This window comes from Tenacibaculum sp. Cn5-46 (assembly GCF_022347705.1).
Taxonomy (GTDB): Bacteria; Bacteroidota; Bacteroidia; order Flavobacteriales; family Flavobacteriaceae; genus Polaribacter; species Polaribacter aiptasiae.
Genome location: NZ_JAKRGD010000006.1, coordinates 232,184 through 255,453, shown reverse-complemented (window position 1 = coordinate 255,453; position 23,270 = coordinate 232,184). Strand labels below are relative to the sequence as shown.

At 33.0% G+C, this 23,270-nt stretch carries 22 protein-coding genes; 16 read left to right on the top strand and 6 right to left on the bottom strand.

The genetic code is table 11. The features are described 5' to 3' along the window. Positions 1-9: 9 nt before the first annotated feature. The gene (locus MHN29_RS13765; RefSeq protein ID WP_235275131.1) at positions 10-1,329 is read right to left on the bottom strand and encodes an anthranilate synthase component I family protein; all 1,320 of its coding nucleotides are present in this window, start codon (positions 1,327-1,329) and stop codon (positions 10-12) included. A gap of 76 nt (positions 1,330-1,405) precedes the next feature. On the opposite strand from MHN29_RS13765, the gene MHN29_RS13760 reads away from it, so the two are divergent. The 6 genes from MHN29_RS13760 to MHN29_RS13735 all read left to right on the top strand — a co-directional run bounded on the left by MHN29_RS13760 (position 1,406) and on the right by MHN29_RS13735 (position 6,933). After that, on the top strand, positions 1,406-2,509 hold the full coding sequence (locus tag MHN29_RS13760; RefSeq protein ID WP_235275130.1) for a DUF2891 domain-containing protein: 1,104 nt from the start codon (positions 1,406-1,408) through the stop codon (positions 2,507-2,509). Next, the gene (locus tag MHN29_RS13755) at positions 2,502-3,728 is read left to right on the top strand and encodes an Nramp family divalent metal transporter (RefSeq protein ID WP_235275129.1); all 1,227 of its coding nucleotides are present in this window, start codon (positions 2,502-2,504) and stop codon (positions 3,726-3,728) included. The genes MHN29_RS13760 and MHN29_RS13755 overlap by 8 nt, the downstream gene beginning before the upstream one ends. Next, positions 3,718-4,458, top strand: coding sequence for a 5-oxoprolinase subunit PxpA (pxpA, locus tag MHN29_RS13750; RefSeq protein WP_235275128.1), 741 nt, complete (start codon positions 3,718-3,720; stop codon positions 4,456-4,458). Before MHN29_RS13755 ends, pxpA begins: the two co-directional genes overlap by 11 nt. Then, the gene (gene pxpB / locus MHN29_RS13745; protein ID WP_235275127.1) at positions 4,451-5,170 is read left to right on the top strand and encodes a 5-oxoprolinase subunit PxpB; all 720 of its coding nucleotides are present in this window, start codon (positions 4,451-4,453) and stop codon (positions 5,168-5,170) included. Before pxpA ends, pxpB begins: the two co-directional genes overlap by 8 nt. Continuing rightward, a complete protein-coding gene (locus MHN29_RS13740; RefSeq protein WP_235275126.1) occupies positions 5,163-6,008 on the top strand; it encodes a biotin-dependent carboxyltransferase family protein in 846 nt (281 codons plus the stop codon). Before pxpB ends, MHN29_RS13740 begins: the two co-directional genes overlap by 8 nt. A gap of 127 nt (positions 6,009-6,135) precedes the next feature. Beyond that, a complete protein-coding gene (locus MHN29_RS13735) occupies positions 6,136-6,933 on the top strand; it encodes a hypothetical protein (RefSeq protein ID WP_235275125.1) in 798 nt (265 codons plus the stop codon). A 75-nt stretch (positions 6,934-7,008) separates the two neighbouring features. Here the strand turns inward: MHN29_RS13735 and MHN29_RS13730 are convergent, their stop codons facing one another. The 4 genes from MHN29_RS13730 to MHN29_RS13715 form a co-directional block, all read right to left on the bottom strand. Further along, positions 7,009-9,399, bottom strand: a complete 2,391-nt coding sequence (locus tag MHN29_RS13730; RefSeq protein ID WP_235275124.1) for a sodium-translocating pyrophosphatase — start codon at positions 9,397-9,399, stop codon at positions 7,009-7,011. Between the two features lie 114 nt (positions 9,400-9,513). Next, positions 9,514-10,041, bottom strand: coding sequence for an inorganic diphosphatase (locus tag MHN29_RS13725; protein ID WP_150901109.1), 528 nt, complete (start codon positions 10,039-10,041; stop codon positions 9,514-9,516). A 101-nt stretch (positions 10,042-10,142) separates the two neighbouring features. Then, complete coding sequence (locus MHN29_RS13720; RefSeq protein ID WP_235275123.1) at positions 10,143-12,647, bottom strand: DUF5686 family protein; 2,505 nt, start codon at positions 12,645-12,647, stop codon at positions 10,143-10,145. A gap of 77 nt (positions 12,648-12,724) precedes the next feature. Beyond that, entirely contained in the window at positions 12,725-13,708 is a 984-nt protein-coding gene (locus MHN29_RS13715) for a pyruvate dehydrogenase complex E1 component subunit beta (protein WP_150901107.1), read from the bottom strand. Positions 13,709-13,918: 210 nt separating this feature from the next. On the opposite strand from MHN29_RS13715, the gene MHN29_RS13710 reads away from it, so the two are divergent. The 10 genes from MHN29_RS13710 to MHN29_RS13665 all read left to right on the top strand — a co-directional run bounded on the left by MHN29_RS13710 (position 13,919) and on the right by MHN29_RS13665 (position 21,997). After that, positions 13,919-14,659, top strand: a complete 741-nt coding sequence (locus tag MHN29_RS13710) for an electron transfer flavoprotein subunit beta/FixA family protein (RefSeq protein ID WP_150901106.1) — start codon at positions 13,919-13,921, stop codon at positions 14,657-14,659. A 91-nt stretch (positions 14,660-14,750) separates the two neighbouring features. After that, positions 14,751-15,704, top strand: a complete 954-nt coding sequence (locus MHN29_RS13705; RefSeq protein WP_235275122.1) for an electron transfer flavoprotein subunit alpha/FixB family protein — start codon at positions 14,751-14,753, stop codon at positions 15,702-15,704. 143 nt (positions 15,705-15,847) lie between these two features. Next, positions 15,848-16,459, top strand: a complete 612-nt coding sequence (locus tag MHN29_RS13700) for a bifunctional nuclease family protein (RefSeq protein WP_235275121.1) — start codon at positions 15,848-15,850, stop codon at positions 16,457-16,459. Between the two features lie 14 nt (positions 16,460-16,473). Then, positions 16,474-18,192 carry a NupC/NupG family nucleoside CNT transporter gene (locus MHN29_RS13695; protein WP_150901103.1) on the top strand — a complete coding sequence of 573 codons (1,719 nt, stop codon included), beginning with the start codon at positions 16,474-16,476 and terminating at the stop codon, positions 18,190-18,192. A 199-nt stretch (positions 18,193-18,391) separates the two neighbouring features. Next, positions 18,392-18,571 (top strand): hypothetical protein, encoded by a 180-nt coding sequence (locus MHN29_RS13690; protein WP_235275120.1) that lies wholly within the window; start codon positions 18,392-18,394, stop codon positions 18,569-18,571. Between the two features lie 100 nt (positions 18,572-18,671). Next, positions 18,672-19,496, top strand: coding sequence for a thymidylate synthase (locus MHN29_RS13685; RefSeq protein WP_235275119.1), 825 nt, complete (start codon positions 18,672-18,674; stop codon positions 19,494-19,496). A 62-nt stretch (positions 19,497-19,558) separates the two neighbouring features. Continuing rightward, entirely contained in the window at positions 19,559-19,735 is a 177-nt protein-coding gene (locus tag MHN29_RS13680) for a hypothetical protein (RefSeq protein WP_175578758.1), read from the top strand. 19 nt (positions 19,736-19,754) lie between these two features. Beyond that, complete coding sequence (locus tag MHN29_RS13675) at positions 19,755-20,243, top strand: dihydrofolate reductase (RefSeq protein ID WP_235275118.1); 489 nt, start codon at positions 19,755-19,757, stop codon at positions 20,241-20,243. Positions 20,244-20,246: 3 nt separating this feature from the next. Further along, positions 20,247-21,140 (top strand): gliding motility-associated ABC transporter ATP-binding subunit GldA, encoded by an 894-nt coding sequence (gene gldA, locus MHN29_RS13670; RefSeq protein WP_150901099.1) that lies wholly within the window; start codon positions 20,247-20,249, stop codon positions 21,138-21,140. Positions 21,141-21,154: 14 nt separating this feature from the next. Beyond that, the gene (locus MHN29_RS13665) at positions 21,155-21,997 is read left to right on the top strand and encodes a S9 family peptidase (protein WP_235275117.1); all 843 of its coding nucleotides are present in this window, start codon (positions 21,155-21,157) and stop codon (positions 21,995-21,997) included. 133 nt (positions 21,998-22,130) lie between these two features. On the opposite strand, the gene MHN29_RS13660 is transcribed toward MHN29_RS13665, so the two are convergent. After that, positions 22,131-22,844, bottom strand: coding sequence for a DUF6261 family protein (locus MHN29_RS13660; protein WP_235275116.1), 714 nt, complete (start codon positions 22,842-22,844; stop codon positions 22,131-22,133). Between the last annotated feature and the right edge of the window lie 426 nt (positions 22,845-23,270).

The following is a 23,270-nucleotide window of genomic DNA, read 5'->3' as shown; positions in this document are numbered from 1 at the left end:
TAAGTTTAATTAGTTGTTTAATAGAACATATTTCATGGCTTTAGCTTTTAAAAGACATTCTTCATATTCTTTTTCTGGAGTAGACTTGGCAGTAATGGCGCCACCTACTGAATAAGAAACGTATTTTTCGTCACTATTGTATAAAATACTTCTGATTACTACATTAAAATCAAAATTTCCATCAGGAGTAAAGTAACCTACTGTACCAGAATATAGCCCGCGTTTAGTTTCTTCTAATTCTTCAATAATTTTCATGGCTGAAATTTTAGGAGCTCCAGTCATACTTCCCATAGGAAATGTGTCTTTTATTACATCTACAGGATGTGTAGTAATTGCTACTTCTGAAGTTACAGTAGAAATCATTTGATGTACTTGCTTAAAAGAATATACTTTACATAATTCTTCCACTTGAACACTTCCTTTTAAAGCAGTTCTAGATAGGTCGTTTCTAACTAAGTCAACAATCATAATATTTTCCGAACGCTCTTTTTCATCACGAGCTAAATCGAAAGCAATTTTTTCATCTTCAATTTGACTAATTAAACGTTTTGCTGTTCCTTTTATAGGTTGGGAAATAATTTTAGTTCCTTCTTTTTTAATATATCTTTCAGGAGTAGCTGACAAAAGATGTAAATTCTCGTGCTTGAAAAAAGTAGCAAAAGGAGGTTCGGAAATTTCATTTAAATGTGTGTAAACTTCGTAAGGGTTTATGATTGTGTTTTCAGCATAAAATTCTTGACAAAAGTTAGCTTCATAAATATCACCTCTATGAATATGTTCTAAAACTTTAGTGACTTTTTCGTGGTATTCGTCCTTATGAATTCTAAGTTTAATTTTAATATCACTTTCTTCAGGTGAATTATTTTCTTCAATTCTATTATAAATAGGAATAGCCTCGATAATTTCTTCAAAATCTTCTTCTAGTTCATCATCAATCATTTGTAAATAATGAAATTCAACAGTGTTTCCTTTGATGAAAATTAGTTTTTGAGGCTGAAAGAAATACAAGTCAGGAAAATGAAGTCCATCAAAATTATTAGAACTTAGTTTTTCTGTATCGTTTTTAACATCGTAACTGATATACCCGAAAATATAATCTTTGGTATAAGATTGGTATTCTTTTAATTTATCAAAGGCATTATGGTAATCTGTTTTTATAGAAGTAAATTCATCAACAGCAATTGCACAATCAAAAGATGAATATTTTTGTTCGTAATTATTTGAATCTAGCCAAATAGCAGTTTCAAATTGTTGCATCCATGAAAATACTTTTTGCTTAAATATTTTAGGATCTTCTATTTTAAAATTACGTTGAGTTCTTTTAGACATCGTACAAAAATAAGAATACGAAAATACTTTTGTTTTCTTTTTCCTACTTTTATAAAAATCTAATTAATTAAACAGAATGAAAAAAACAGTATTCTTTTTTTTACTTGTTTCTATAATAGCATGTAATACGGCAGAAAAGAAAAAGAAAGTAGCGGAAATAAAAAAAGAACCAGTACCAACTTTAAATTTAGAGCAAGCTAAACGTTTAGTTTCATTACCAATAAATTGTATTGAAGTAGAATATCCTAATAAATTAAATCAGGTAATAGGTGATTCGTTAGATTTACAATCACCAAAAGAATTACACCCAGCATTTTATGGTTGTTTCGATTGGCATTCATCTGTACATGGGCATTGGAGTTTGGTTTCTTTATTAAAACAATTTCCAAGTCTTGATAATTCTGCAGAAATAGAGCAAAAACTACTGAATAATATTTCAAAAGAAAACATTGAAAAAGAAGTAGCTTATTTTCATGGAAAGCATAATAAAAGTTATGAACGAACTTATGGATGGGCTTGGTTATTAAAGTTAGCTGAAGAATTACATACATGGGATAGTCCAACTGCTAGACAACTAGAAGAAAACTTACAGCCATTAACAGACTTAATTGTAGAGAAATATTTTGATTTTTTACCAAAATTAAAATATCCAATTAGAGTAGGAGAACATACCAACACCGCTTTCGGATTAACCTTTGCATGGGATTATGCAAAAACAGTAGGGAATTCTAAGCTGCAAGATTTAATTAAAAAACGAGCAAGAGACTTTTATTTAAAAGATGCACATTGTCCGTTGTCATGGGAGCCTAGTGGTTACGATTTCTTGTCGCCTTGTTTACAAGAAGCAGCAATTATGAAACGTATTATGTCACCAGCTGAATTTAGATTATGGTTTGCCGATTTTCTTCCACAATTAAAAGATAAGAATTTTACATTCCCAGTAGGAGAAGTGTCGGATAGAAAAGATGGAAAGTTAGTTCATTTAGATGGAGTAAACTTTTCAAGAGCTTGGGCATTGAATAGAATTATTAAAGGAATGCCAAATTATAAGCACTTAAAAAATATAGCTAATCAACATATAAATTATTCGTTACCAAATATTGTAGGTGATAGTTATGAAGGAGGTCATTGGTTAGGAAGTTTTGCTATTTATGCATTAAACTCTATCGATAATGATTAAAAAACTATTTCAAAATATAGGTCCTGGAACTTTAGTAGCCGCAGCTTTTATTGGACCAGGAACTGTAACATTGTGTACACTCGCAGGAGTTAATTTTGGAATGAATTTATTATGGGCAATGTTATTGTCCATTATTGCTACCATGGTGTTACAAGAAATGGCAGCAAGGTTGGGGATAATTTCTCAAAAAGGATTATCGGAAGTAATTAGAGAAGAAATAAAATCGCCTTTTTTTAAACAATTTATTACGGTTTTAATACTGTCAGCTATTGTTGTTGGGAATGCATCTTACGAAGCTGGAAATATAAGTGGTGGAATTTTAGGTTTAGAAACAGTATTTGGTAGTTGGTTGTTTTCTTTTGGAGGTTTTACAGTAAATGTAATGAGTTTAATCATTGGAATCATTGCTTTTATTCTTTTATACATAGGAAATTATAAGTTTTTAGAACGAGCTTTAGTTACTTTGGTTATTTTAATGAGTGTTTCTTTTTTAATAACAGCAATTGTAACAAAGCCAAACTTTTTAGAGATTATAAAAGGAATGTTGATTCCTAAATTCCCAGAGAAAAGTTTGTTAACCATAATAGGGTTAATAGGAACTACGGTAGTGCCATATAATTTGTTTTTACACGCTTCTTTAGTAAAAGAAAAATGGAAAACTTCGGAAGATTTATCGTTTGCAAAAAAAGATACAATAGTTTCTATTGTGCTGGGAGGATTGGTTTCTATGGCAATTATAATTTCAGCAGGAGCTATCAATTCATCAGAAATAAATAATGCAGCCGACTTAGCTAAAGGATTAGAACCATTATACGGAAGTTTTTCTAAATACTTTTTAGCATTAGGATTGTTTGCAGCTGGAATTACATCAGCAATAACAGCACCTTTAGCGGCGGCATATGTAGCAAAAGGATGTTTAGGATGGAAAGAAGGATTAAAATCTAAAAAGTTTAGAGCAGTTTGGATTTTTATTTTATTGATAGGAGTAGTGTTTTCTTCTATAGGAATAAAACCAATTGAAATTATCAAGTTTGCACAAATAGCTAATGGAATGCTGTTGCCAATTATAGCAGGAATTCTATTGTGGATTATGAATAAAAAATCATTACTAGGAAAGTATAGTAATACAAAAACTCAAAATATTATTGGGGTTTTAATTTTAGGAATTAGTATATTCTTAGGACTAAAAAGTATTTTAAAGGTATTTAATGTATTCTAAATTATCTATAGATATTAATTGTGATGTAGGCGAAGGTATTGGAAACGAAGCAACTTTGATGCCTTATATATCTTCCTGCAATATTGCATGTGGAGCTCATGCTGGTAGTGTAAAAATTATTGACCAGGTAATAAGTCTAGCGAAAAAACACAAAGTAAAAATTGGAGCACATCCTTCATTTCCAGATAGAGAAAACTTCGGAAGAGTGGTATTAGATATTTCAGAAAAAGAACTTCAATACAGTATAGAAAATCAAATTAATTTACTGAAAGAAAGAGCTGCGTTACAAGGAGAAAAACTACACCATATAAAACCACATGGTGCTTTGTATAATTTAATAGCTAAGAGTAGAGGAGTGGCGCAATTGGTTATAAAAGCAATACAAAATACAAGTCCAGAAGTATATTTATATGTTCCGTATAATTCAGTAATAGCAGAAGAAGCTTTAAAAAATAATTTGCAAATACAATACGAAGCTTTTGCTGATAGAAATTATAATGGAGACTTAACATTGGTGTCGAGAAGTCAAGAGAATGCTATGATTACTGATAGAGAAGCAGTGTTTTTGCATATACAAAGGATGATTGTAAACAAAAAAGTAGCTACAATTACAGGAGTTAAGGAAATATTAGCCGATACTATTTGTGTACATGGAGATACAGAAAATGCGGTAGAATTAGTAAAGTATATTCATACAAAGCTTACAGAAAATAATATCAACGTTGTTTAAAAAGCCAACATATACGTTTTTTGGAGAACGAACCATTTTAATAGAATGGAGAGCAATAATATCAGAAGAGATTATTCGAGATATTACACGGTTTGAGCAGTTTGTAAATTCGGAGAAATCAGAACTTATAGAAGATAGTATTGTAGGCTATCATTCGTTAATGCTTGTTTATAAGGAAGAACCTAAAAAGCAAGAAATAACATCACTACAAGAATTATATGAAGACAGTAGTGTAATTGCAGAAGTGTCAAATTATTTATGGGAAATACCAGTATGTTATGAGTCGCAATTAGGAATAGATTTACAAGAACTAGCAAAAAACTTAGAGTTAACATCAGAAGAGCTTGTACAAAAGCATAGTGCACCTCAGTATAGTGTGTATTTTATAGGTTTCTTACCAGGCTTTTTATATTTAGGAGGTTTAGAAAAATGTTTGCATTTTCCTAGAAAAGCCACACCAAGATTAAAAGTAGCCAAAGGATCGGTAGCAATAGGAGGAGGTCAAACAGGGATTTATCCGCAGGAGAGTGCAGGAGGATGGAACATTATAGGGCAAACACCAATATCATTGTTTGATATTACAAAAGAAACACCATGTTTTGCAAAGTCAGGAGACAAAATTCAGTTTGTACCAATAACACTCTCAGAATACGAAAAGATAGTAGAGCAAAAGGAAAAATATCAATTAACAAAAACACTGTTAGATGATTAAAGTATTAGCTTCTGGAATTTATAGTTCTATACAAGATACTGGTAGAAAAGGATATCGGAAAATTGGAGTGCCAGTTTCTGGAGTAATGGATGCTTATTCGGCACAATTAGCTAATCATTTATTACATAATAACGAAGATGCAGCGCTTATAGAAGTTACTTTTGGAGGTTGTAAACTAGAGTTTTTAACAGATACTTTTATTTGTATTACTGGAGCTGACTTTTCTCCCAAGTTAAATGATGTATCTATTAAACTAAACTCAGTACAAAGAGTTGTAAAAGGAACAATATTATCTTTTGGAAAAAGAAACCATGGGGTACGAACGTATATAGGAGTTTTGGGAGGGGTAAAAACAGCGCAATTTCTTAATAGCCGAAGCTTTTATAAAGGAATCACTCCAAATTTTATATTAAAAAAAGGAGCAGTTCTACCAATTGAAACTGTAAAAAATCAATTGGAAAGAAGTTTTGCTACGGTTAAAGTACAATTAAAACATTTTACTTCTGAAAAGATTTTGTGTTTTAAAGGTCCAGAGTTTAACATGCTCTCTTCTGAACAAATAAAACTACTTCAAGAAACTCTATTTACCATTTCATCAGATAATAGTCGTATGGGATATCGACTTAATGAGATTGTTCCTAATAATTTTGATTCGATGTTAACTTCAGGAGTGTTGCCAGGTATAGTACAATTAACGCCTTCTGGAAAATTGATTGTATTAATGAGGGATTGTCAGGTTACAGGAGGCTATCCTCGTGTATTACAACTTTCAGAAAATGCGATTAATATACTTGCTCAAAAAACTACAGGAGATCAATTGAGGTTTGTTGTTGAGTAAGAGAATTGTTTTAAATTTTATACTTTTAGAGAGCTATAAATAAAGTTGTAATGAAGAGTTATTGAAAGCAATTACCAATTAAATTATCATAAAGAGTAATTCGCTTTCTTTTAAATACGGGGGAAATATGAAAAAATTAATCTTACTATTATCGATTAGTTTATTTTGGAATTGTCAAAAAGGGGGAAGGTTAAAAATTGAAGATTTAAAATTTTCAAATTTAGACCAACAGGCAGTTTTAAAAAATAGCATAAAGAAAACATACTTAATATCAGGTTTTGAATCTGGAAGGTATAAAGAGCAAGATACCATAGGGATTTTAAAGTATAATCAGAATGGAGGTTTAATGGAGAAAAAGATGAAAGGTCTTTTCGGGTCTCAAACATTATATAAATATGACTCGTTGAATTTAGTTAGTAGTAAAGAGTATTCAACGGATTTTGTCGCTGAATTTAAATTCAATTATGAATTTAATTCAGATAGTCTTATTTTATATAAAAAATATAAGGATCCAAAGCATGAGAATCTTAATGGGGAAAAACCTATAGTATCAGGTAAATTTAAATTTAATAAACTTGGTTTTTTAATTGAAAGTTCAGATTATCAAAATAACGATTTAGGGGCAGGGGCAAAGTTTGTTACCAAATATGGATATGATTCTTTAAATCAATTACGTTCTAAAAGAGTTTTTGTTGATTTAAGTAAAGTAATCGATACTACAGCTACATGGCATAGTTTTTACAGAAGTGTTACAGCATTTTATTATACAAATAAAAAAATAGATTCATCAATTACAATCTATGACACAGGTGTTAGGGAAAAAAGAAAAAGATATGATAATAAAACTGTATATGATAAAAATGGCTTAATAGAAAAAACAATACTATCGGACTCTATAGTTACTTTGTATAAACACGAAAGGTAAACCAACTGGTTTAAGATGATAAAAAACCTCACAGTTATTTTACTGTGAGGTTTTATTGTTTATATAGTGTAAAAACTATTCTTTCTTTTCAGTTTTTTGTTTTTCAACTTCTTTTTTATAAATAGTTTCAGCTATTTTTTTAGCATCTTCTTCAGTTATTGAGTTTTTTTCAACTGCTTGTTTTACTTTTTTAAAAGAATTTTTAATAGCTTCTTCATTGTTTTCAGTTGATGTAACCATTGCAGTTTCACCTTCAGTAGATTTCATTTCTACTTTGATTTCTTTTTTAACTTCGTTGGTAGCATGAGAATCTGAAGTGTGTCCACCTAAAATTGGCGCAATTACCAATCCAACTAAACAAGTAAGTTTAATTAAAATATTCATAGAGGGTCCAGAAGTATCTTTAAAAGGATCTCCTACTGTATCTCCAGTAACAGCAGCTTTGTGTGCATCAGAACCTTTGTATGTCATTTCTCCGTTAATTTCAACACCAGCTTCGAACGATTTTTTAGCATTGTCCCAAGCACCTCCGGCATTGTTTTGGAAAATAGCCCACATTACACCAGATACACAAACTCCAGCCATATAACCACCTAATGGTTCAGCACCAAAAACAACTCCAATAATAATTGGTGTAATAATGGTAATTAATCCTGGTAAAATCATTTCTTTTAAGGCTGCTTTTGTAGAAATATCTACACATTTAGCATATTCAGGAGTTCCAGTTCCTTCCATAATACCCGGAATTTCTCTAAACTGACGACGTACCTCGTGTACCATTTCCATAGCAGCTTTTCCCACTGATTGCATTGCTAATGCTGAGAATATTACAGGAATCATTCCTCCAACAAACAGCATAGCTAATACATCGGCTTTAAAAATGTTAATTCCATCAATACCAGTAAAAGTTACATAGGCAGCAAATAAAGCTAAGGCAGTTAATGCAGCAGAAGCAATAGCAAAACCTTTTCCAACGGCTGCAGTGGTATTACCAACAGAATCTAATATATCAGTACGCTCACGTACGTGTTCTTCTAATTCGCTCATTTCAGCAACACCACCAGCATTATCGGCAATAGGTCCAAATGCATCAATAGCTAATTGCATTGCGGTAGTTGCCATCATTGCAGAAGCAGCTAAAGCTACACCATAAAATCCAGCAAAGAAATAAGAACCATAAATAGCAGCTGCAAATAAAATAACCGATAAGAAAGTAGATTTCATTCCTACAGCTAAACCAGCAATAATATTTGTCCCAGCACCCGTAGCACTATTTTGTACAATATCTAATACGGGTTTTTTACCTAAACTAGTATAGTGTGAAGTAACCATAGAAATTAATGCTCCTACAGCCAATCCAATACAAGCAGCCCAGAATACATTCATTGACGAAACGTCTCTTAAACCTTCTCCAAAGAAGTTCATTTGCATTGTTTCTGGTAACATCCATTTAATTAAAAAGAAACTCGCAGCTAACGTGATTAAAATTGAAGCCCAGTTTCCTGTATCTAGTGCTTTCTGTACTTCTGCTTCTTTTGCAGTGTTATCTTTAATTCCAACTAAGAAAGTTCCAATGATAGATGCTACAACACCAACACCTGCTATTACCAATGGTAATAATATAGGTCCCATATTGTTAAATTCATCAGTAAAAGGAGTTGAGGTAGACATGTCTCTAATAACATAATTACCTAATACCATTGCTGCTAAAACGGTAGCAACATACGAACCAAATAAGTCGGCACCCATTCCGGCAACATCACCTACATTATCACCAACGTTATCTGCAATAGTTGCAGGGTTACGAGGATCATCTTCAGGAATACCAGCTTCTACTTTTCCTACTAAATCAGCACCAACATCCGCAGCTTTAGTATAAATACCTCCACCAACACGGGCAAATAAAGCAATAGATTCAGCTCCAAGAGAAAAACCAGCTAAGGCTTCTAAAACAATGGTCATTTCATTGTAAAAGTTTCCTCCTGTAGTTAAAAACTGTCCAATAAATATTAAAAAGAATAAACTTAATCCTAAAACGGCTAATCCTGCTACACCAAGTCCCATTACAGTTCCACCTCCAAAAGATACTTTTAAGGCTTGTGGTAAACTTGTTTTGGCAGCTTCAGCAGTTCTAGCATTGGCGTCGGTTGCAATACGCATTCCAATGTTTCCTGCTAAGGCAGAAAATATAGCTCCTATAACAAAAGCGGGAACAATCATGATACTTGTGGTATCGACTAATTGAGAAATTCCGAACAGTGCCGCGGAGGCAATAATTACAAAAATTAGTAGAAGTCGATATTCGGCGGCTAAAAAAGCAAGAGCTCCTTCTTTAATACTTTTGGAAATGGATTTCATCTTGTCATTTCCCGCATCTTGTTTTTTTACCCAGACCATTTTTATGTACATAAAAATAAGCCCTAAAATTGCCAATGCTATTGGCAAATAGATCATGTTTTGTTTCATGTTTAGTAATTTGATTAGTTATAAGTGTTGTAAATATAACAAAATCAGCGACTAAACAAAAAACCTCTCAGATGCTTCTGAGAGGTTTTTTATAATTTTTATTGAAAACTTTTATTAAATAGTGAAGTTTCCGTTAGCTTTATGCTCACTGTTTTCGTAGCGCTCAAGACACTTATCTAAGATTTCATAAGCCTCATCAGCATTACCCCAATCACCAATATCAACTTTCTTTTTTTCTAAGTCTTTATAAACTTGGAAGAAGTGAGTGATTTCTTTTTGACGGTGTGGATTTAAGTCTGAAATATCATTGTAGTTATTCCAAATTGGATCAGAAACAGGTACACAAACTATCTTCTCATCTGGACCTTTTTCATCAGCCATGTGAAAAACACCAATAGGTTTAACTTCCATTACACACATAGGAAAAGTTGGCTCAGCACCTAAAACTAATACGTCTAACGGATCTCCATCTAAAGCTAAAGTTTGTGGAATGAAACCGTAATCTCCAGGGTACATCATTGATGAAAATAACATTCTATCAAAGCGGATTTTCCCTAAATCAAAATCATATTCGTATTTATTTCTACTTCCTTTTGGAATTTCAATTAAAACATCTACTGTCTTTCTTTCTTTTGCAGTCATATATCTTGCTTTTCTTCGTTTCTAAAATCGGACAGCAAAAGTACTAATTAATTACCGTTTTTAAAGGGTAAATTACTGTTATTTTATGGTTAAAAGAATGATTATAAGCCAGGTCTAATTCCAATACGAATTGCAAACTTTGGAGTTGGAGCAATTGTAGAGCCTGCAGGTAAAGCATAATCAGACCTCCAAATAGCGTCAACTCTTAAGAAACGAAGGTTTCCATATCCAATATTTTCAATACCAAATCCGTATTCATAATACAGTTTTTCAGGAGTATTATAACTAATGTCTGATCGGTTTATAGCTCTGTTTGCATCTGATATGGTTCCGTAAGCTGCTCTAAAAGTAACCAAACTTCTTAGTTTTAATTTCTTGATTAAAGGAATTCTGTTTAAAATGAATCCGTTAAAGTGGTGTTCTAAGTGAGTGGCTGTATAGGTGTCTGTTACAAAATCATAAAAGTTTAACAAACTGAATGTGTTTCTAACTAAAGAGAAAGACTGGTTGGCTGGTATAGGATTTAATAAACTTAAAGGCACAGTTCCAAAAGTTTTACCAGCTTCAAATGTAGCGTCTAAAACTCCAAATTTCCCCAGTAATAGAGGTTGGTTATACTGAAACTGTAACTTGTGATAGTTGTGAGTTCCATCTAAAATTCCACTATGTCCTTTTTTGTAATTTAATATTAGCCTTGGGTAAATGTTTCTTCCAAAACGTCTTTCTACACCATAACCATATACAAATCTTCCAGGAGTATAAGATACATATACATCTGAAGAAACGTCTACAACTCTATCTCTTAAAGCTCCATTTTCATCTAAATAATTAATAGAAAATAAACTTGGAGCAGCAGAAACAATATTAGACCTTGTTAAATTGAAACCTACATGAAGGTTGTTTTTAATTTGAAAATCAACATTAATAGCTACTTTTTTAACTCTTGAAAGAAAACGGTTATTACCACGTGTAAATAGGGCAGAGGTACCAAAACTATTTCCTAAAAGTTGAGTTGTGTTAAAAAGTACACTTCCTAATTGTTCAATGTCATCTTGGTAAGCTAAACCACCAGCAATTCTAGGTTTGTAAGATAAAAGATAACGAGCCTCGGCACCGTACTTAAACTTTTTGTCTTTAAAACCATAAGCGACATGACCGTTCAATCTAAATCTATCGTCTTTAGTTTTAAATGTCCTAAAACCAACACGCGTTCTAAATCCTTCTATTTCGTTTTTAGCAAACGCAGTCCAAAAAGGTCCAAATTGTACACCAAATTTTGTGTTTATATACCCGCTAGCTACAGTATTAATAACACCCGTTAGGTTCTTAATTTGTTTTTTCTGTTTAACTTTTTCTATAAGTTGATATGTCGATTTAGTTTCTTGAGAATCGGTTGAAGCCCAATAAGTACTATCTTTTTCAAATTGATCTGGTCTTATCTTAACGATTTCTTCTTTGTAAAAATTTTCAGCCAAAGGTTTGTCTAGTACATAGTCTTTGAACATGATTGTTTTTTTGATGGTTAAACCTTTGTTGGTTTCACTTTTATCTATAAAGGTAAAATCACCATCATAGGCATTTTTAGTAGGAAGATAAATAGAATCGTTTTGAACTTCGAATTCTTTATCAAATGAAAGTCCTCTTACAAAGTTTAAGTTAATTTCTTTACGAACTTTCATTTTTATTCTTTTGATAGAGAAGTTTTTATCGGCTACCCAAAAGTTTCCTTCAAAAGCTAAATCACCTTCTCTAATAGGGAAGAAGTAAATGTTGTAAAGTTTTTTATCGTTTTTGGTAATACTATCGTATAGCACATAGTCGTATGTAGCGAAACCATCCGTAGATAATGGACTTACAAAAGATCTTTGTAGTAAGGTAATGTTGTTTTTAAATACATCAATATTCTGAAAAGTATTCGACATTCTATCAAAAACAAATCCTTGAGCACCCAATCCTTCAGATTTTTCTGCTTCAATATCATTTCTAACTTCTTTAGTAATATTATTACCATATACATTAGAAACTTCTTCGTTTAAGAATATAGGAATGTAATAGTTTACACCATCATCATCATATTTTACTTCTTGTATAGCTTGCTTGTATTCTTTTTTAAATATTCTCTTCAAAAAAGCGGTATCTAAGTTGTTTATACCTATTTCAATAGCTTTATGCTTTTTAAATTGATAGTAATCAACTAAATCTAAACCATTCTTTCTTTTTCGTTTCCAAATTTCTTGTAAAATTCGGTAAGCAGGATTTTCTTTCTTTTTTAGCCTCTTCTTAGGTCTTGTAACTACAACAACTTCATCTAATTGATTACTCTCTTCTTTTAGTACAATATTTAAAAACCTTGTTTTTTCACTTACACTAAATGTTTGTGTTTGAAATCCAAGAAAAGAGACTTCTACAGTACCTCTATATTTTTTTGTTTTTAAAAAGAATCGACCATCATCATCTGTGGTAGTTCCATAAATAGTATTTTTCATAACTACATTTACATATGGTAGAGGATTGTCGAATTCATCAACAACTTTACCTTTTAATGTAAGTTGAGAGTATAACACACTGGTTATGAATACTAATAATGTTGTAAGTCTTAGTCTCATTTTTTTTATTACTATAAAATCCTTTTGACATGGGTCAAAAGGATTTTAATTTCTTTTCAATTTCTTTTTTTCTTTTCTTATTTGTTAAGGTACATAACGTCCTTAACAGCTTTTACAACATCCTTAGCATTAGGTAACCATTCCTCTAATAATACTGGAGAATATGGTGCTGGTGTATCAGCTGTTGTGATTCTTTTGATAGGAGCATCTAAATAATCAAATGCCTCATCTTGTATTCTAAAAGTAATTTCTGAAGAAACACTTCCAAATGGCCAAGCCTCTTCTAAGATTACTAATCTATTTGTTTTCTTAACAGATTCTAAAATTGCGTTATGATCCATTGGACGAACTGTACGTAAGTCGATAATTTCAACAGAAATACCTTCTTTCGCTAATTCTTCAGCAGCTTTGTAGGCTTCTTTAATAATTTTTCCAAAAGAAACTACAGTTACATCTGTTCCTTCTCTTTTAATGTCAGCAACACCAATTGGGATGATGTATTCTCCTTCTGGAATTTCCATCTTATCACCATACATTTGCTCAGACTCCATAAAAATTACTGGATCGTCATCACGGATAGCCGCTTTTAATAATCCTTTAGCGTCATATGGGTTAGAAGGTACAATTACTTTTAATCCAGGACAGTTAGCATACCAGCTCTCAAAAGCTTGTGAGTGTGTAGCTGCTAATTGACCAGCAGAAGCAGTAGGACCTCTAAATACGATAGGACAATTGAATTGACCACCACTCATTTGACGAATCTTAGCTGCATTATTAATAATTTGATCGATACCAACTAAAGAGAAGTTAAAGGTCATGTACTCAACGATTGGACGATTTCCATTCATTGCTGAACCAACTGCAATACCACCGAAACCTAATTCAGCAATTGGAGTATCAATTACTCTCTTATCACCAAATTCATCTAACATTCCTTTAGAAGCCTTATAAGCTCCATTATATTCAGCTACTTCCTCACCCATTAAGTAAATGCTTTCATCTCTGCGCATTTCCTCACTCATAGCTTCGCAAATAGCTTCTCTAAATTGTACTGTTTTCATACGTTTTATAAGTAGTTGTTTATCAAGAGTGCAAAAATAGTAAAAATAGAACTAAAAAATAGTTTTTTAACTTAAACAAATCATTACCTACATTTGTAGTGATTTCTAGAGAATTAAATAGAAGTAAAAAATTTACTATGCGCGCATAATAAATTAAAAAAAAGACGTAACTTCGTCACTCAAAATTAAGTTTCTTAAAAACAGCAATATATGAAAATATTAGTTTGTATCAGTCACGTACCTGATACTACATCAAAAATTAACTTCACGGAGAACGATACAAAGTTTGATACGAATGGAGTTCAGTTTGTAATTAATCCTTACGATGAGTTCAGTTTAACTCGTGCAATGTGGTTTAAGGAAAAACAGGGGGCAAGCGTAACTGTAGTAAATGTTGGAGGTGCTTCAACGGAGCCTACTTTACGTAAAGCATTAGCTATTGGAGCGGATGATGCAATTAGAGTAAATGCTGAGCCAACTGATGGTTTTATGGTAGCTAAAGAATTAGCTGAAGTTGTTAAAAACGGAGGGTACGATTTAGTTTTAGCAGGAAAAGAATCTGCAGATTACAATGGTCAAATGGTACCGGGAATGTTAGCTGCTTTATTAGATTATAACTTTGTTAACGGATGTGTTGGTATTGAGGTAGATGGAACGAATGCTACATTAGATAGAGAAATTGATGGAGGAGAAGAAAAAGTTTCTTCAACTTTACCAATGATTGTTGCAGGACAAAAAGGAATTGTAGAGGAAAAAGATTTACGTATTCCTAACATGCGTGGAATTATGATGGCACGTAAAAAGCCATTATCTGTGGTGGAACCAACTGGAGCAGCTGCTAGTTCAGCTACGAAAACGTTTGAGAGACCAGCAGAAAAAGGAGCAGTGAAGTTAGTAGATAATGTTGATGAATTAATCGACTTATTACACAACGAAGCAAAAGCAATTTAGTAGTAAAATTTAAAAACTCATTATTAATAAGAATAAGAAGCAACCATTAATTAGCCTTTCTTTCTTATTAGTGATATAAAAAATATAAAATATGTCTGTATTAGTTTTTGCCGATTCATCGGAAGGAAAATTTAAAAAAACTGCTTTTGAAGTAGTTTCATACGGAAAAAAAGTAGCAGAGCAGTTAGGGAGTAGCATGGTAGTAGTAACTATCAATGGAGGAGATGCTTCTGAATTATATGCATACGGTGCTGAAAAAGTAGTGGAAGTAAAAAACGACTTAGCTTCTTTTAATGCAAAAGCATATGCGTCAATCATTAAACAAGTAGCGGAAACTCAAGGAGCAAGCACTGTAGTTATCGATTCTAGTGTTGATGGTTTAACAGTTGCTCCATTAGTAGCAGTAGCTTTAGAGGCTGGATTAGCATCTAACGTAGTTGCTTTACCAAGTAGCACAAGTCCATTTGTTGTAAAGAGAAAAGCTTTTTCAAACAAAGGATTTAACAATACTGAGGTTACTACAGAGAAAAGAGTAATTGGTGTAGCAAAGAATTCTTACGGAGCGCATGAAAACGCAGTAAGCGGTTCAGCTGAGTCATTTGATGCTTCATTACCAGAATTAGGAGTAAAGTCTGAAAGCATTAACAAAGCATCAGGTACTGTTACAATTGCAGACGCAGATGTTGTTGTATCTGGAGGTAGAGGATTAAAAGGACCAGAAAACTGGGGAATGGTTGAAGAATTAGCTGGAGTTTTAGGTGCTGCAACTGCATGTTCTAAGCCAGTTTCAGATTTAGGATGGCGTCCTCATAGCGAGCACGTTGGACAAACTGGTAAGCCAGTAGCTTCAAATTTATACATCGCTATCGGTATTTCTGGAGCAATTCAGCACTTAGCAGGGGTAAATGCATCTAAGGTAAAAGTAGTAATCAACACCGATCCTGAAGCACCTTTCTTTAAGGCTGCAGATTACGGTATTGTTGGTGATGCTTTTGAAGTTGTTCCACAATTAATTGAGAAATTAAAAGCGTTCAAACAAGCATAAATTAATTGGGTAAATTTTCTTTTTACTTAAATTTGAGGTGAACTCATTATTTTTAGTAAATTGTGCCCTCTTAAAAGGCTGTCTAAATTTTAAGCAAAGAGCCTAAAATTAGACAGCTTTTTTGTTATTACGATAATTGATAAATGAGTTTAATTAAGCTGACTATTAAAGGAATTTCGTACAGTCAAACCCAAAGTGGAGCTTATGCGTTAGTATTAAGTGAAATGGAAGGAACAAGAACGTTACCTATTATTATAGGAGCATTCGAAGCACAATCTATTGCGATAGCATTAGAAAAAGAAATTCGTCCCCCAAGGCCACTTACACACGATTTATTTAAAACATTTGCCGATAGGTTTACTATTGCGGTCAAACAGGTTATTATACATAAACTGGTTGATGGTGTGTTTTATTCTAGTTTAGTCTGTGAAAAAGATGGCGAAGAAGAAGTAATTGACACACGAACATCCGATGCGATAGCATTAGCCGTCCGTTTTAATGCACCAATTTACACCTATGAAAACATTTTAGATAAAGCAGGTATTTATCTAAAACTGGATGAGGAACTAATTATTGAAGAAGATTTAGAGTCTGAAGAAATAGAGTTCTCATTAGAAGAGGAAGAAGCGACTGCAAAAGACCGATACGCGAGTTTATCACTACAGGAACTACACGATCAACTAAACGAAGCTGTAGCAAACGAAGATTATGAAATGGCCGCGAAAATTCGCGATGAAATCAGCAAACGTTCTTAAATTAAATATATAAAATGAAGAAATTATTTACTTTCATAATGCTTTGTGCATCAATAGTAACTTTTGGGCAAAGCATAGAGAAAAAGTGGAATTTTTCGTCTATAACTACTACCGATGGAAACTCGGTGGTTACAATAAATCCTTCTGATGTTTTACATTTAACAAAAGGAGATTTTAAGTACTCATTAGTAGCAAAAGATAGTTTACAAGCAGGAGGAAACTATATTCATCAAAACAACTTATTAATTTTTAACTACAAACAACCTAACGACACGGTTCGTTACTATAACGTTGTAGAACTTACAGAGGACGCGTTAACATTATCTGAAAAAAACGTACTGTATAAGTTTACTTCAACACCAGAGAAGGTAGCGGTTGTAGAAAAAGTAGTTGAAGAGAAAAAAGCAACAAGCGCTATTATTCCTAGTCAAGGATTTTCTATGAATAGTTTGTTTAGAGGAGCTATTGGAATGCTTGCTTTATTAGTTATTGCTTTTTTATTCAGTTCAAACAGAAAGAACATCGATTGGAAAACTGTTGGTTTAGGATTGGCTTTCCAATTATTAATTGCTATTGGAGTATTAAAAATACCATTTGTTCAAAAGGCTTTTGAATGGGTAGGTAGTTTATTTGTAAGTGTATTAGATTTTACAAGAGCAGGTAGTGAATTCTTATTTAGCGGTTTAGTATCGGATATGAGTTCATTCGGATTCATTTTCGCATTCCAAGTATTACCAACCATCATTTTCTTTTCGGCATTAACTTCATTATTATTCTACTTAGGATTAATTCAAAAGGTAGTAAAAGGATTGGCTTGGTTACTTTCTAAAGTATTAAAAATATCGGGAGCAGAGAGTTTATCGGTAGCAGGAAACATTTTCTTAGGACAAACAGAAGCACCTTTGTTAATTAAGGCATATTTAGAAAAAATGAATAAGTCAGAAATCTTATTAGTAATGATAGGAGGAATGGCAACGGTAGCAGGAGCGGTATTAGCAGCTTATATTGGTTTCTTAGGAGGTGATGATGAAGCTTTACGTTTATTATATGCAAAGCACTTATTAGCAGCTTCAGTAATGGCAGCACCAGGAGCTATTATTATTTCTAAAATCTTATATCCTCAAACTGAGGAGGTAAATACAGATGTACAAGTTTCTTCAGAAAAAATTGGTTCAAACATTTTAGATGCGATTGCCAACGGAACTACAGAAGGTTTAAACTTAGCCATGAACGTAGCAGCAATGCTATTAGTATTTATTGCATTTATTGCAATGATTAACGGAATCTTAGGATGGGTAGGAGACATTACCAATTTAAATACTTGGATGGCAGAAAATACATCGTATGCTAAGTTTTCATTAGAAGCAATTCTTGGATATGTATTTGCACCATTAATGTGGTTAATAGGTGTAGCAAAAGAAGATATGGCTTTAATGGGGCAGTTATTAGGAATTAAGTTAGCAGCGAGTGAGTTTGTTGGATACATTCAGTTAGCTGAACTTAAAAATGTAGCAAGCGCAACACATTTAACATACAACAAGTCAATTATTATGGCAACGTATATGTTATGTGGATTTGCCAACTTTGCTTCGATTGGAATCCAAATTGGAGGAATTGGTTCTTTAGCACCAGGACAACGTAAAACCTTATCGGAATTTGGAATGAAAGCATTAATCGGAGGTACTATCGCTTCGTTAATGTCGGCAACCATTGCAGGTATGATTATCGGATAAAAAATAACGATATATAAAATATAAAAAAGCTTCAATAGTAATTATTGAAGCTTTTTTATTGACTGATTTTTGATCCCCCTAGTGTTTTCAAGGTGTGCGAGTTAGGACTAAAAATAAATGACTTTAATTTATGTAATTCGCTCATTTTTAACACTTTTTTTGATATATTTATATCACCCGAAATCTTAAATCATAAATTATGAAAAACTTAAAAAATCTAAACGGTTTTAAAGCATTGTCAAAACAAGAACAAGTTCAAATCAACGGAGGTGGAAGAACCTATTGTAAAGGTAGCAACATGTGTTGTTCAAGATTACCTAACGGAGTTGAATTTTGCGACTATGGTTACTGTTTTGGAAACAGGTGTGTATGGGCTTAATAAAAGTTCATAGTTAATAACTTCCTGAAAACAATTTTTTAGGCATCGATATTTTTTATCGATGCTTTTTTATTTTTATACCCAAATTAAAGGGAGAATAATGCAACAATACTTAGACTTAGTAAAGCACGTTTTAGAAAACGGAAATGAGAAAGGCGATAGAACTGGAACTGGAACCAAAAGTGTGTTTGGATACCAAATGCGTTTTGATTTAAGTGAAGGTTTTCCGATGGTAACTACTAAGAAGTTACATTTAAAATCGATTATTTACGAACTTCTTTGGTTTGTAAAAGGCGATACCAATGTTAAGTATTTGCAAGAAAACGGCGTGCGAATTTGGAATGAGTGGGCTGATGAAAATGGCGATTTAGGACCCGTATACGGACACCAATGGCGTAACTGGAACAGTGATGAAATAGATCAGTTAAAAGAGGTAATTGAAACGCTTAAAAAGAATCCGAATAGTAGAAGAATGTTAGTTTCTGCATGGAATCCTTCGGTATTACCGGATACAACAAAATCATTTTCAGAAAATGTAGCCAACGGTAAGGCAGCATTACCACCATGTCATGCATTTTTTCAGTTTTATGTAGCGGACGGAAAGTTATCGTGTCAGTTATACCAACGAAGTGCCGATATCTTTTTAGGAGTACCGTTTAACATAGCATCGTATGCTTTGTTTACCATGATGATGGCACAAGTATGCGGATATGAAGCAGGAGAGTTTATTCACACCTTTGGCGATGCTCATATATATAACAATCATATGGAGCAATTGGAGTTGCAATTATCGCGCGATCCAAGACCATTGCCAACCATGAAAATTAATCCAGAAATTACCAATATAGAAGATTTTACCTTTGACGATTTTGAGCTAGTAGGATACGATCCACACCCTCATATTAAAGGTGTTGTAGCCGTGTAATTTAACTTTATTTTAAAAGGTTTCTTTAGTAAATTTGTAAGAGGAACCAAAAAAGTAATAAAATGACTACAAATATTGATGTTTTAAAGGACGATCTGTACGAAAAAATAGCAGAAATAAATGATGAGGAAATTTTAGTCGCAATAAAGACTTTAATAGATAATGTAAGAACGGACGAGGCTGTTACAACTAAGAGAGATTTAACCGGTTATATTAAGGAATGGGCTAAGAGCATGTAAGGCTCATTAAATTATATTTATGATTACAATTATTGCTGCAATAGCAAAAAACAATGCTTTAGGAAAAGATAATGACTTAATATGGCATCTTCCAGCAGACTTAAAGCGCTTTAAAAAAGTAACGTCGGGACACCATATTTTAATGGGGCGCAATACTTTTGAAAGCATAGGAAAACCTTTGCCTAATAGAACTTCCGTTATCATTACTAGAAATAACGATTATTTTAAAGACGGTTGTCTTATAGCCAATTCAATAGAAGAAGCTTTAAACATGGCAAAAGAAGATTCTGATATCTTTATTATTGGAGGTGCGCAAATTTACCAACAAGCCATAGAAAAAGGATTGGTAGATAAACTAGACATTACCCTAGTACACCACGAGTTTGAAGCCGATGTTTTCTTTCCAACAATAGATCCTACAATTTGGGAAGAGGTTTCGAGAGAAAATTTTAAAGCAGACGATAAAAATAAATACGATTATAGTTTCGTTTCTTACGTAAGAAAATAATTTATGTCAATACAACTTACATCTATAACTAAAACATACGGTACACAAAAAGCTGTTAACGGAATTAGCCTAGAAGCTAAAAAAGGAGATATTGTTGGTTTTTTAGGACCTAACGGGGCAGGGAAATCAACTACCATGAAAATCTTAACAGGATTTATTCAGCCTACAGAAGGTACTGTAATGGTAAGCGATATTGATGTGATTCAAAACCCTATAGAAGCTCAAAAGAAAATAGGATACCTTCCAGAGCACAATCCCTTGTATTTAGACATGTATGTACGCGAGTATTTACAGTTTCAAGCGTCTATACATCAAGTAGCCAAAACCAAAGTAGCGGAAGTAATAGAGCAAGTAGGTTTGGGAGTAGAAGCGCATAAAAAAATAGGACAATTATCTAAAGGATACCGTCAAAGAGTTGGATTGGCAGCAGCTATTTTGCACAATCCAGAAGTGTTGATTTTAGATGAGCCAACTACAGGATTGGATCCGAATCAGTTGGTAGAAATTCGAGAATTAATCAAAGAATTAGGAAAAGACAAAACAGTTTTATTGTCTACACACATTATGCAGGAAGTAGAAGCTATGTGCGACCGTGTGGTGATTATAAACAAAGGTGAATTGGTAATTGATAAACCAATTTCTGAACTAAAAACTAGTAATGAGCAAGTAATTAGAGTAACCTTTGATTATAAATTGGAAGAACAGTTTATAAAGCGATTACCGAATATTACTTCATTTAAAAATACGACAGAAAATAACTGGATTTTATCTTTTGAATCTACTGAAGATATGCGTCCAGTAATATTTGATTTTGCTCAAGAAAACGGATTAAAAATTCTAGGGTTGAATACCGAAAACAAAAATCTAGAAAGCTTATTTAGAGAGTTAACCGCTTAGTTTGTTGGAACTGTATGGAAATTGTAAAAAATATAGTTTTAGAAAGAACCGATAAGAAACCAATTTTGCTGGATGCCTTTTTTTCAAAAGAAACGAGGCAGCAACCTGTGGTAGTTTTTTGCCATGGCTACAAAGGATTTAAAGATTGGGGAGCTTGGGATTTGATGGCAGAATCGATAGCGAAATCGGGATATTGCTTTGTCAAGTTCAACTTTTCTCATAATGGAGGAACCGTTGAAAACCCTATTGATTTTCCTGATTTAGAAGCTTTCGGAAATAATAATTATACCAAGGAGTTGGATGACTTACACGATGTGTTAGATTGGGTTGAAGCTTATTTTTCAGGAAATACTCATATCAATACGAACAATATTCATTTAATAGGTCATAGTAGAGGAGGTGGTATTTCCATTATAAAAGCTTCTGAAGATAATCGAATTCAAAAACTCATTACTTTGGCGAGTATTAGTGATTTTGGAAAACGTACAGCTACCGTTGGTAATTTAAAGGAATGGAAAGAAACTGGAGTAAAATATGTTGTTAATGGAAGAACCAAACAGCAAATGCCACATTACTATCAGTTTTATACAGACTTTAAAGAGAACGAGGCACGATTAAATATAAAAGCTGCTGAAGAAAAATTAGAAATTCCACATTTAATTATTCATGGGGATCATGATACTTCTATTTCAATAAGCGAAGCAAAAGAGCTTAACGAGTGGAATTCAAAAAATGAACTGGCTGTTATAAAAGGAGCAGATCATGTGTTTAATGTAAGACATCCTTGGAATAGTGCTGAGTTGTCTAAGGAATTAGAAGAAGTAGTAGCAGAGATTACTGCTTTTTTGAAAGGTTAATAGTCTAGGTAAAATAGACAACGCCATTACGAAGCAATATTTTATAAAGAACCTTTTTAATGTGGAGCAGGCTACTCTACAAACATTCCAAACGCAATGGCGTAACAATCATTGTTTAAGAAGGGCATTCTTCTTATAGGGGTTGATTGTTCTGAGAATTACTCTCACTGTCCTTCGTCGCAGGCGTGACATCGTTAGGGGTGTTACTTCTGTTGTCTAACACCAAATTGTATTGTTTGGTTAAAACATCTATTTCTTCCAAAAGAGTTGCATAACTTGTATTGTTACCCAATACATTGTGTGCTTGAATATGGCTGATTAAAGTTCTGTAGGCTGCACTTGTAGTAGCTCTTAGCTCGGTAATATTGGTAATAGGATTGGCGGCAGTTTCTCCTACACGTTCAATGTATTTAGAACCAAAGGCTTGGTTAGAGGTTTTTAACTCGTTAACCCAATCGGAAATGTTTATTGCGTTGATAGCAGCAATTAACTCGGGTTTGGTTTCTAAATCGTTGATTAAACTATTAATAATAGCGGTTTCTTCCTGATAGCTTTTTCGGGTAATGTCTTTACCGTAAATATCAATACTAAGTAGAATATTTTTAGCGTGGTCTTGTTGTGTAGTATCATAATGATAGGTATAGCCACTAAGTAGGGTTTTAATCCCTATAAAAGCTTTGTCTCTACGTTCGTCAAACAAAATAATTTCTTGGGTTAAAGCACTGCCTAAACTTTGTAAGAAAGCCTCGTCTATTTGATTGGTTAAAGAGTTTAAAGTATCTCGCTGCTCGGTTAACTCTAAAAGAGCAACATCTTGAAGATTTACTAATACGAGAACGTCTTTCATGTATTGCAGATATTCTCCATTTCGATAGCGCGTAAGATAAGCTGTCGTCATAATAACAAATTTTTAAATTCAATAAATAGGGAGTGGAGAGTACTAGCAATGAATGTTGTCATAGCTAGGACAAAGAAAAGTCAAATATTTGACAAATAAAAGGTTGATTTTTAACAAGATGAATAAAAATTCAACGAAAGTATCAGCGGACTTCGCTGATCCAATAAAAAGCTTGCGAAACCATCAGCGAGCTTCGCTGACGCTTTCGAAACTCTGCAAAAGCTTCCCCGAGCTTCGCTGACGCTCCTGAAATTGTACGAAACCATCAGCGAGCTTCGCTGAAAGAAAAAAAATGAAAAATTGCTGTTTGTGGATTATAGATAAAGAGAAGAAATAGGGTAAAACCTTACTTTGTTTACGGGTCTTCGAAGCTTA

Coding starts and splice junctions, on each gene's coding strand:
- MHN29_RS13765 (WP_235275131.1), bottom strand. CDS start 1,329: ATGTCTAAAAGAACTCAACGTAATTTTAAAATAGAAGATCCTAAAATA.
- MHN29_RS13760 (WP_235275130.1), top strand. CDS start 1,406: ATGAAAAAAACAGTATTCTTTTTTTTACTTGTTTCTATAATAGCATGT.
- MHN29_RS13755 (WP_235275129.1), top strand. CDS start 2,502: ATGATTAAAAAACTATTTCAAAATATAGGTCCTGGAACTTTAGTAGCC.
- pxpA (WP_235275128.1), top strand. CDS start 3,718: ATGTATTCTAAATTATCTATAGATATTAATTGTGATGTAGGCGAAGGT.
- MHN29_RS13740 (WP_235275126.1), top strand. CDS start 5,163: ATGATTAAAGTATTAGCTTCTGGAATTTATAGTTCTATACAAGATACT.
- MHN29_RS13735 (WP_235275125.1), top strand. CDS start 6,136: ATGAAAAAATTAATCTTACTATTATCGATTAGTTTATTTTGGAATTGT.
- MHN29_RS13730 (WP_235275124.1), bottom strand. CDS start 9,399: ATGAAACAAAACATGATCTATTTGCCAATAGCATTGGCAATTTTAGGG.
- MHN29_RS13725 (WP_150901109.1), bottom strand. CDS start 10,041: ATGACTGCAAAAGAAAGAAAGACAGTAGATGTTTTAATTGAAATTCCA.
- MHN29_RS13720 (WP_235275123.1), bottom strand. CDS start 12,647: ATGAGACTAAGACTTACAACATTATTAGTATTCATAACCAGTGTGTTA.
- MHN29_RS13715 (WP_150901107.1), bottom strand. CDS start 13,708: ATGAAAACAGTACAATTTAGAGAAGCTATTTGCGAAGCTATGAGTGAG.
- MHN29_RS13710 (WP_150901106.1), top strand. CDS start 13,919: ATGAAAATATTAGTTTGTATCAGTCACGTACCTGATACTACATCAAAA.
- MHN29_RS13705 (WP_235275122.1), top strand. CDS start 14,751: ATGTCTGTATTAGTTTTTGCCGATTCATCGGAAGGAAAATTTAAAAAA.
- MHN29_RS13700 (WP_235275121.1), top strand. CDS start 15,848: ATGAGTTTAATTAAGCTGACTATTAAAGGAATTTCGTACAGTCAAACC.
- MHN29_RS13695 (WP_150901103.1), top strand. CDS start 16,474: ATGAAGAAATTATTTACTTTCATAATGCTTTGTGCATCAATAGTAACT.
- MHN29_RS13690 (WP_235275120.1), top strand. CDS start 18,392: ATGAAAAACTTAAAAAATCTAAACGGTTTTAAAGCATTGTCAAAACAA.
- MHN29_RS13685 (WP_235275119.1), top strand. CDS start 18,672: ATGCAACAATACTTAGACTTAGTAAAGCACGTTTTAGAAAACGGAAAT.
- MHN29_RS13680 (WP_175578758.1), top strand. CDS start 19,559: ATGACTACAAATATTGATGTTTTAAAGGACGATCTGTACGAAAAAATA.
- MHN29_RS13675 (WP_235275118.1), top strand. CDS start 19,755: ATGATTACAATTATTGCTGCAATAGCAAAAAACAATGCTTTAGGAAAA.
- gldA (WP_150901099.1), top strand. CDS start 20,247: ATGTCAATACAACTTACATCTATAACTAAAACATACGGTACACAAAAA.
- MHN29_RS13665 (WP_235275117.1), top strand. CDS start 21,155: ATGGAAATTGTAAAAAATATAGTTTTAGAAAGAACCGATAAGAAACCA.
- MHN29_RS13660 (WP_235275116.1), bottom strand. CDS start 22,844: ATGAAAGACGTTCTCGTATTAGTAAATCTTCAAGATGTTGCTCTTTTA.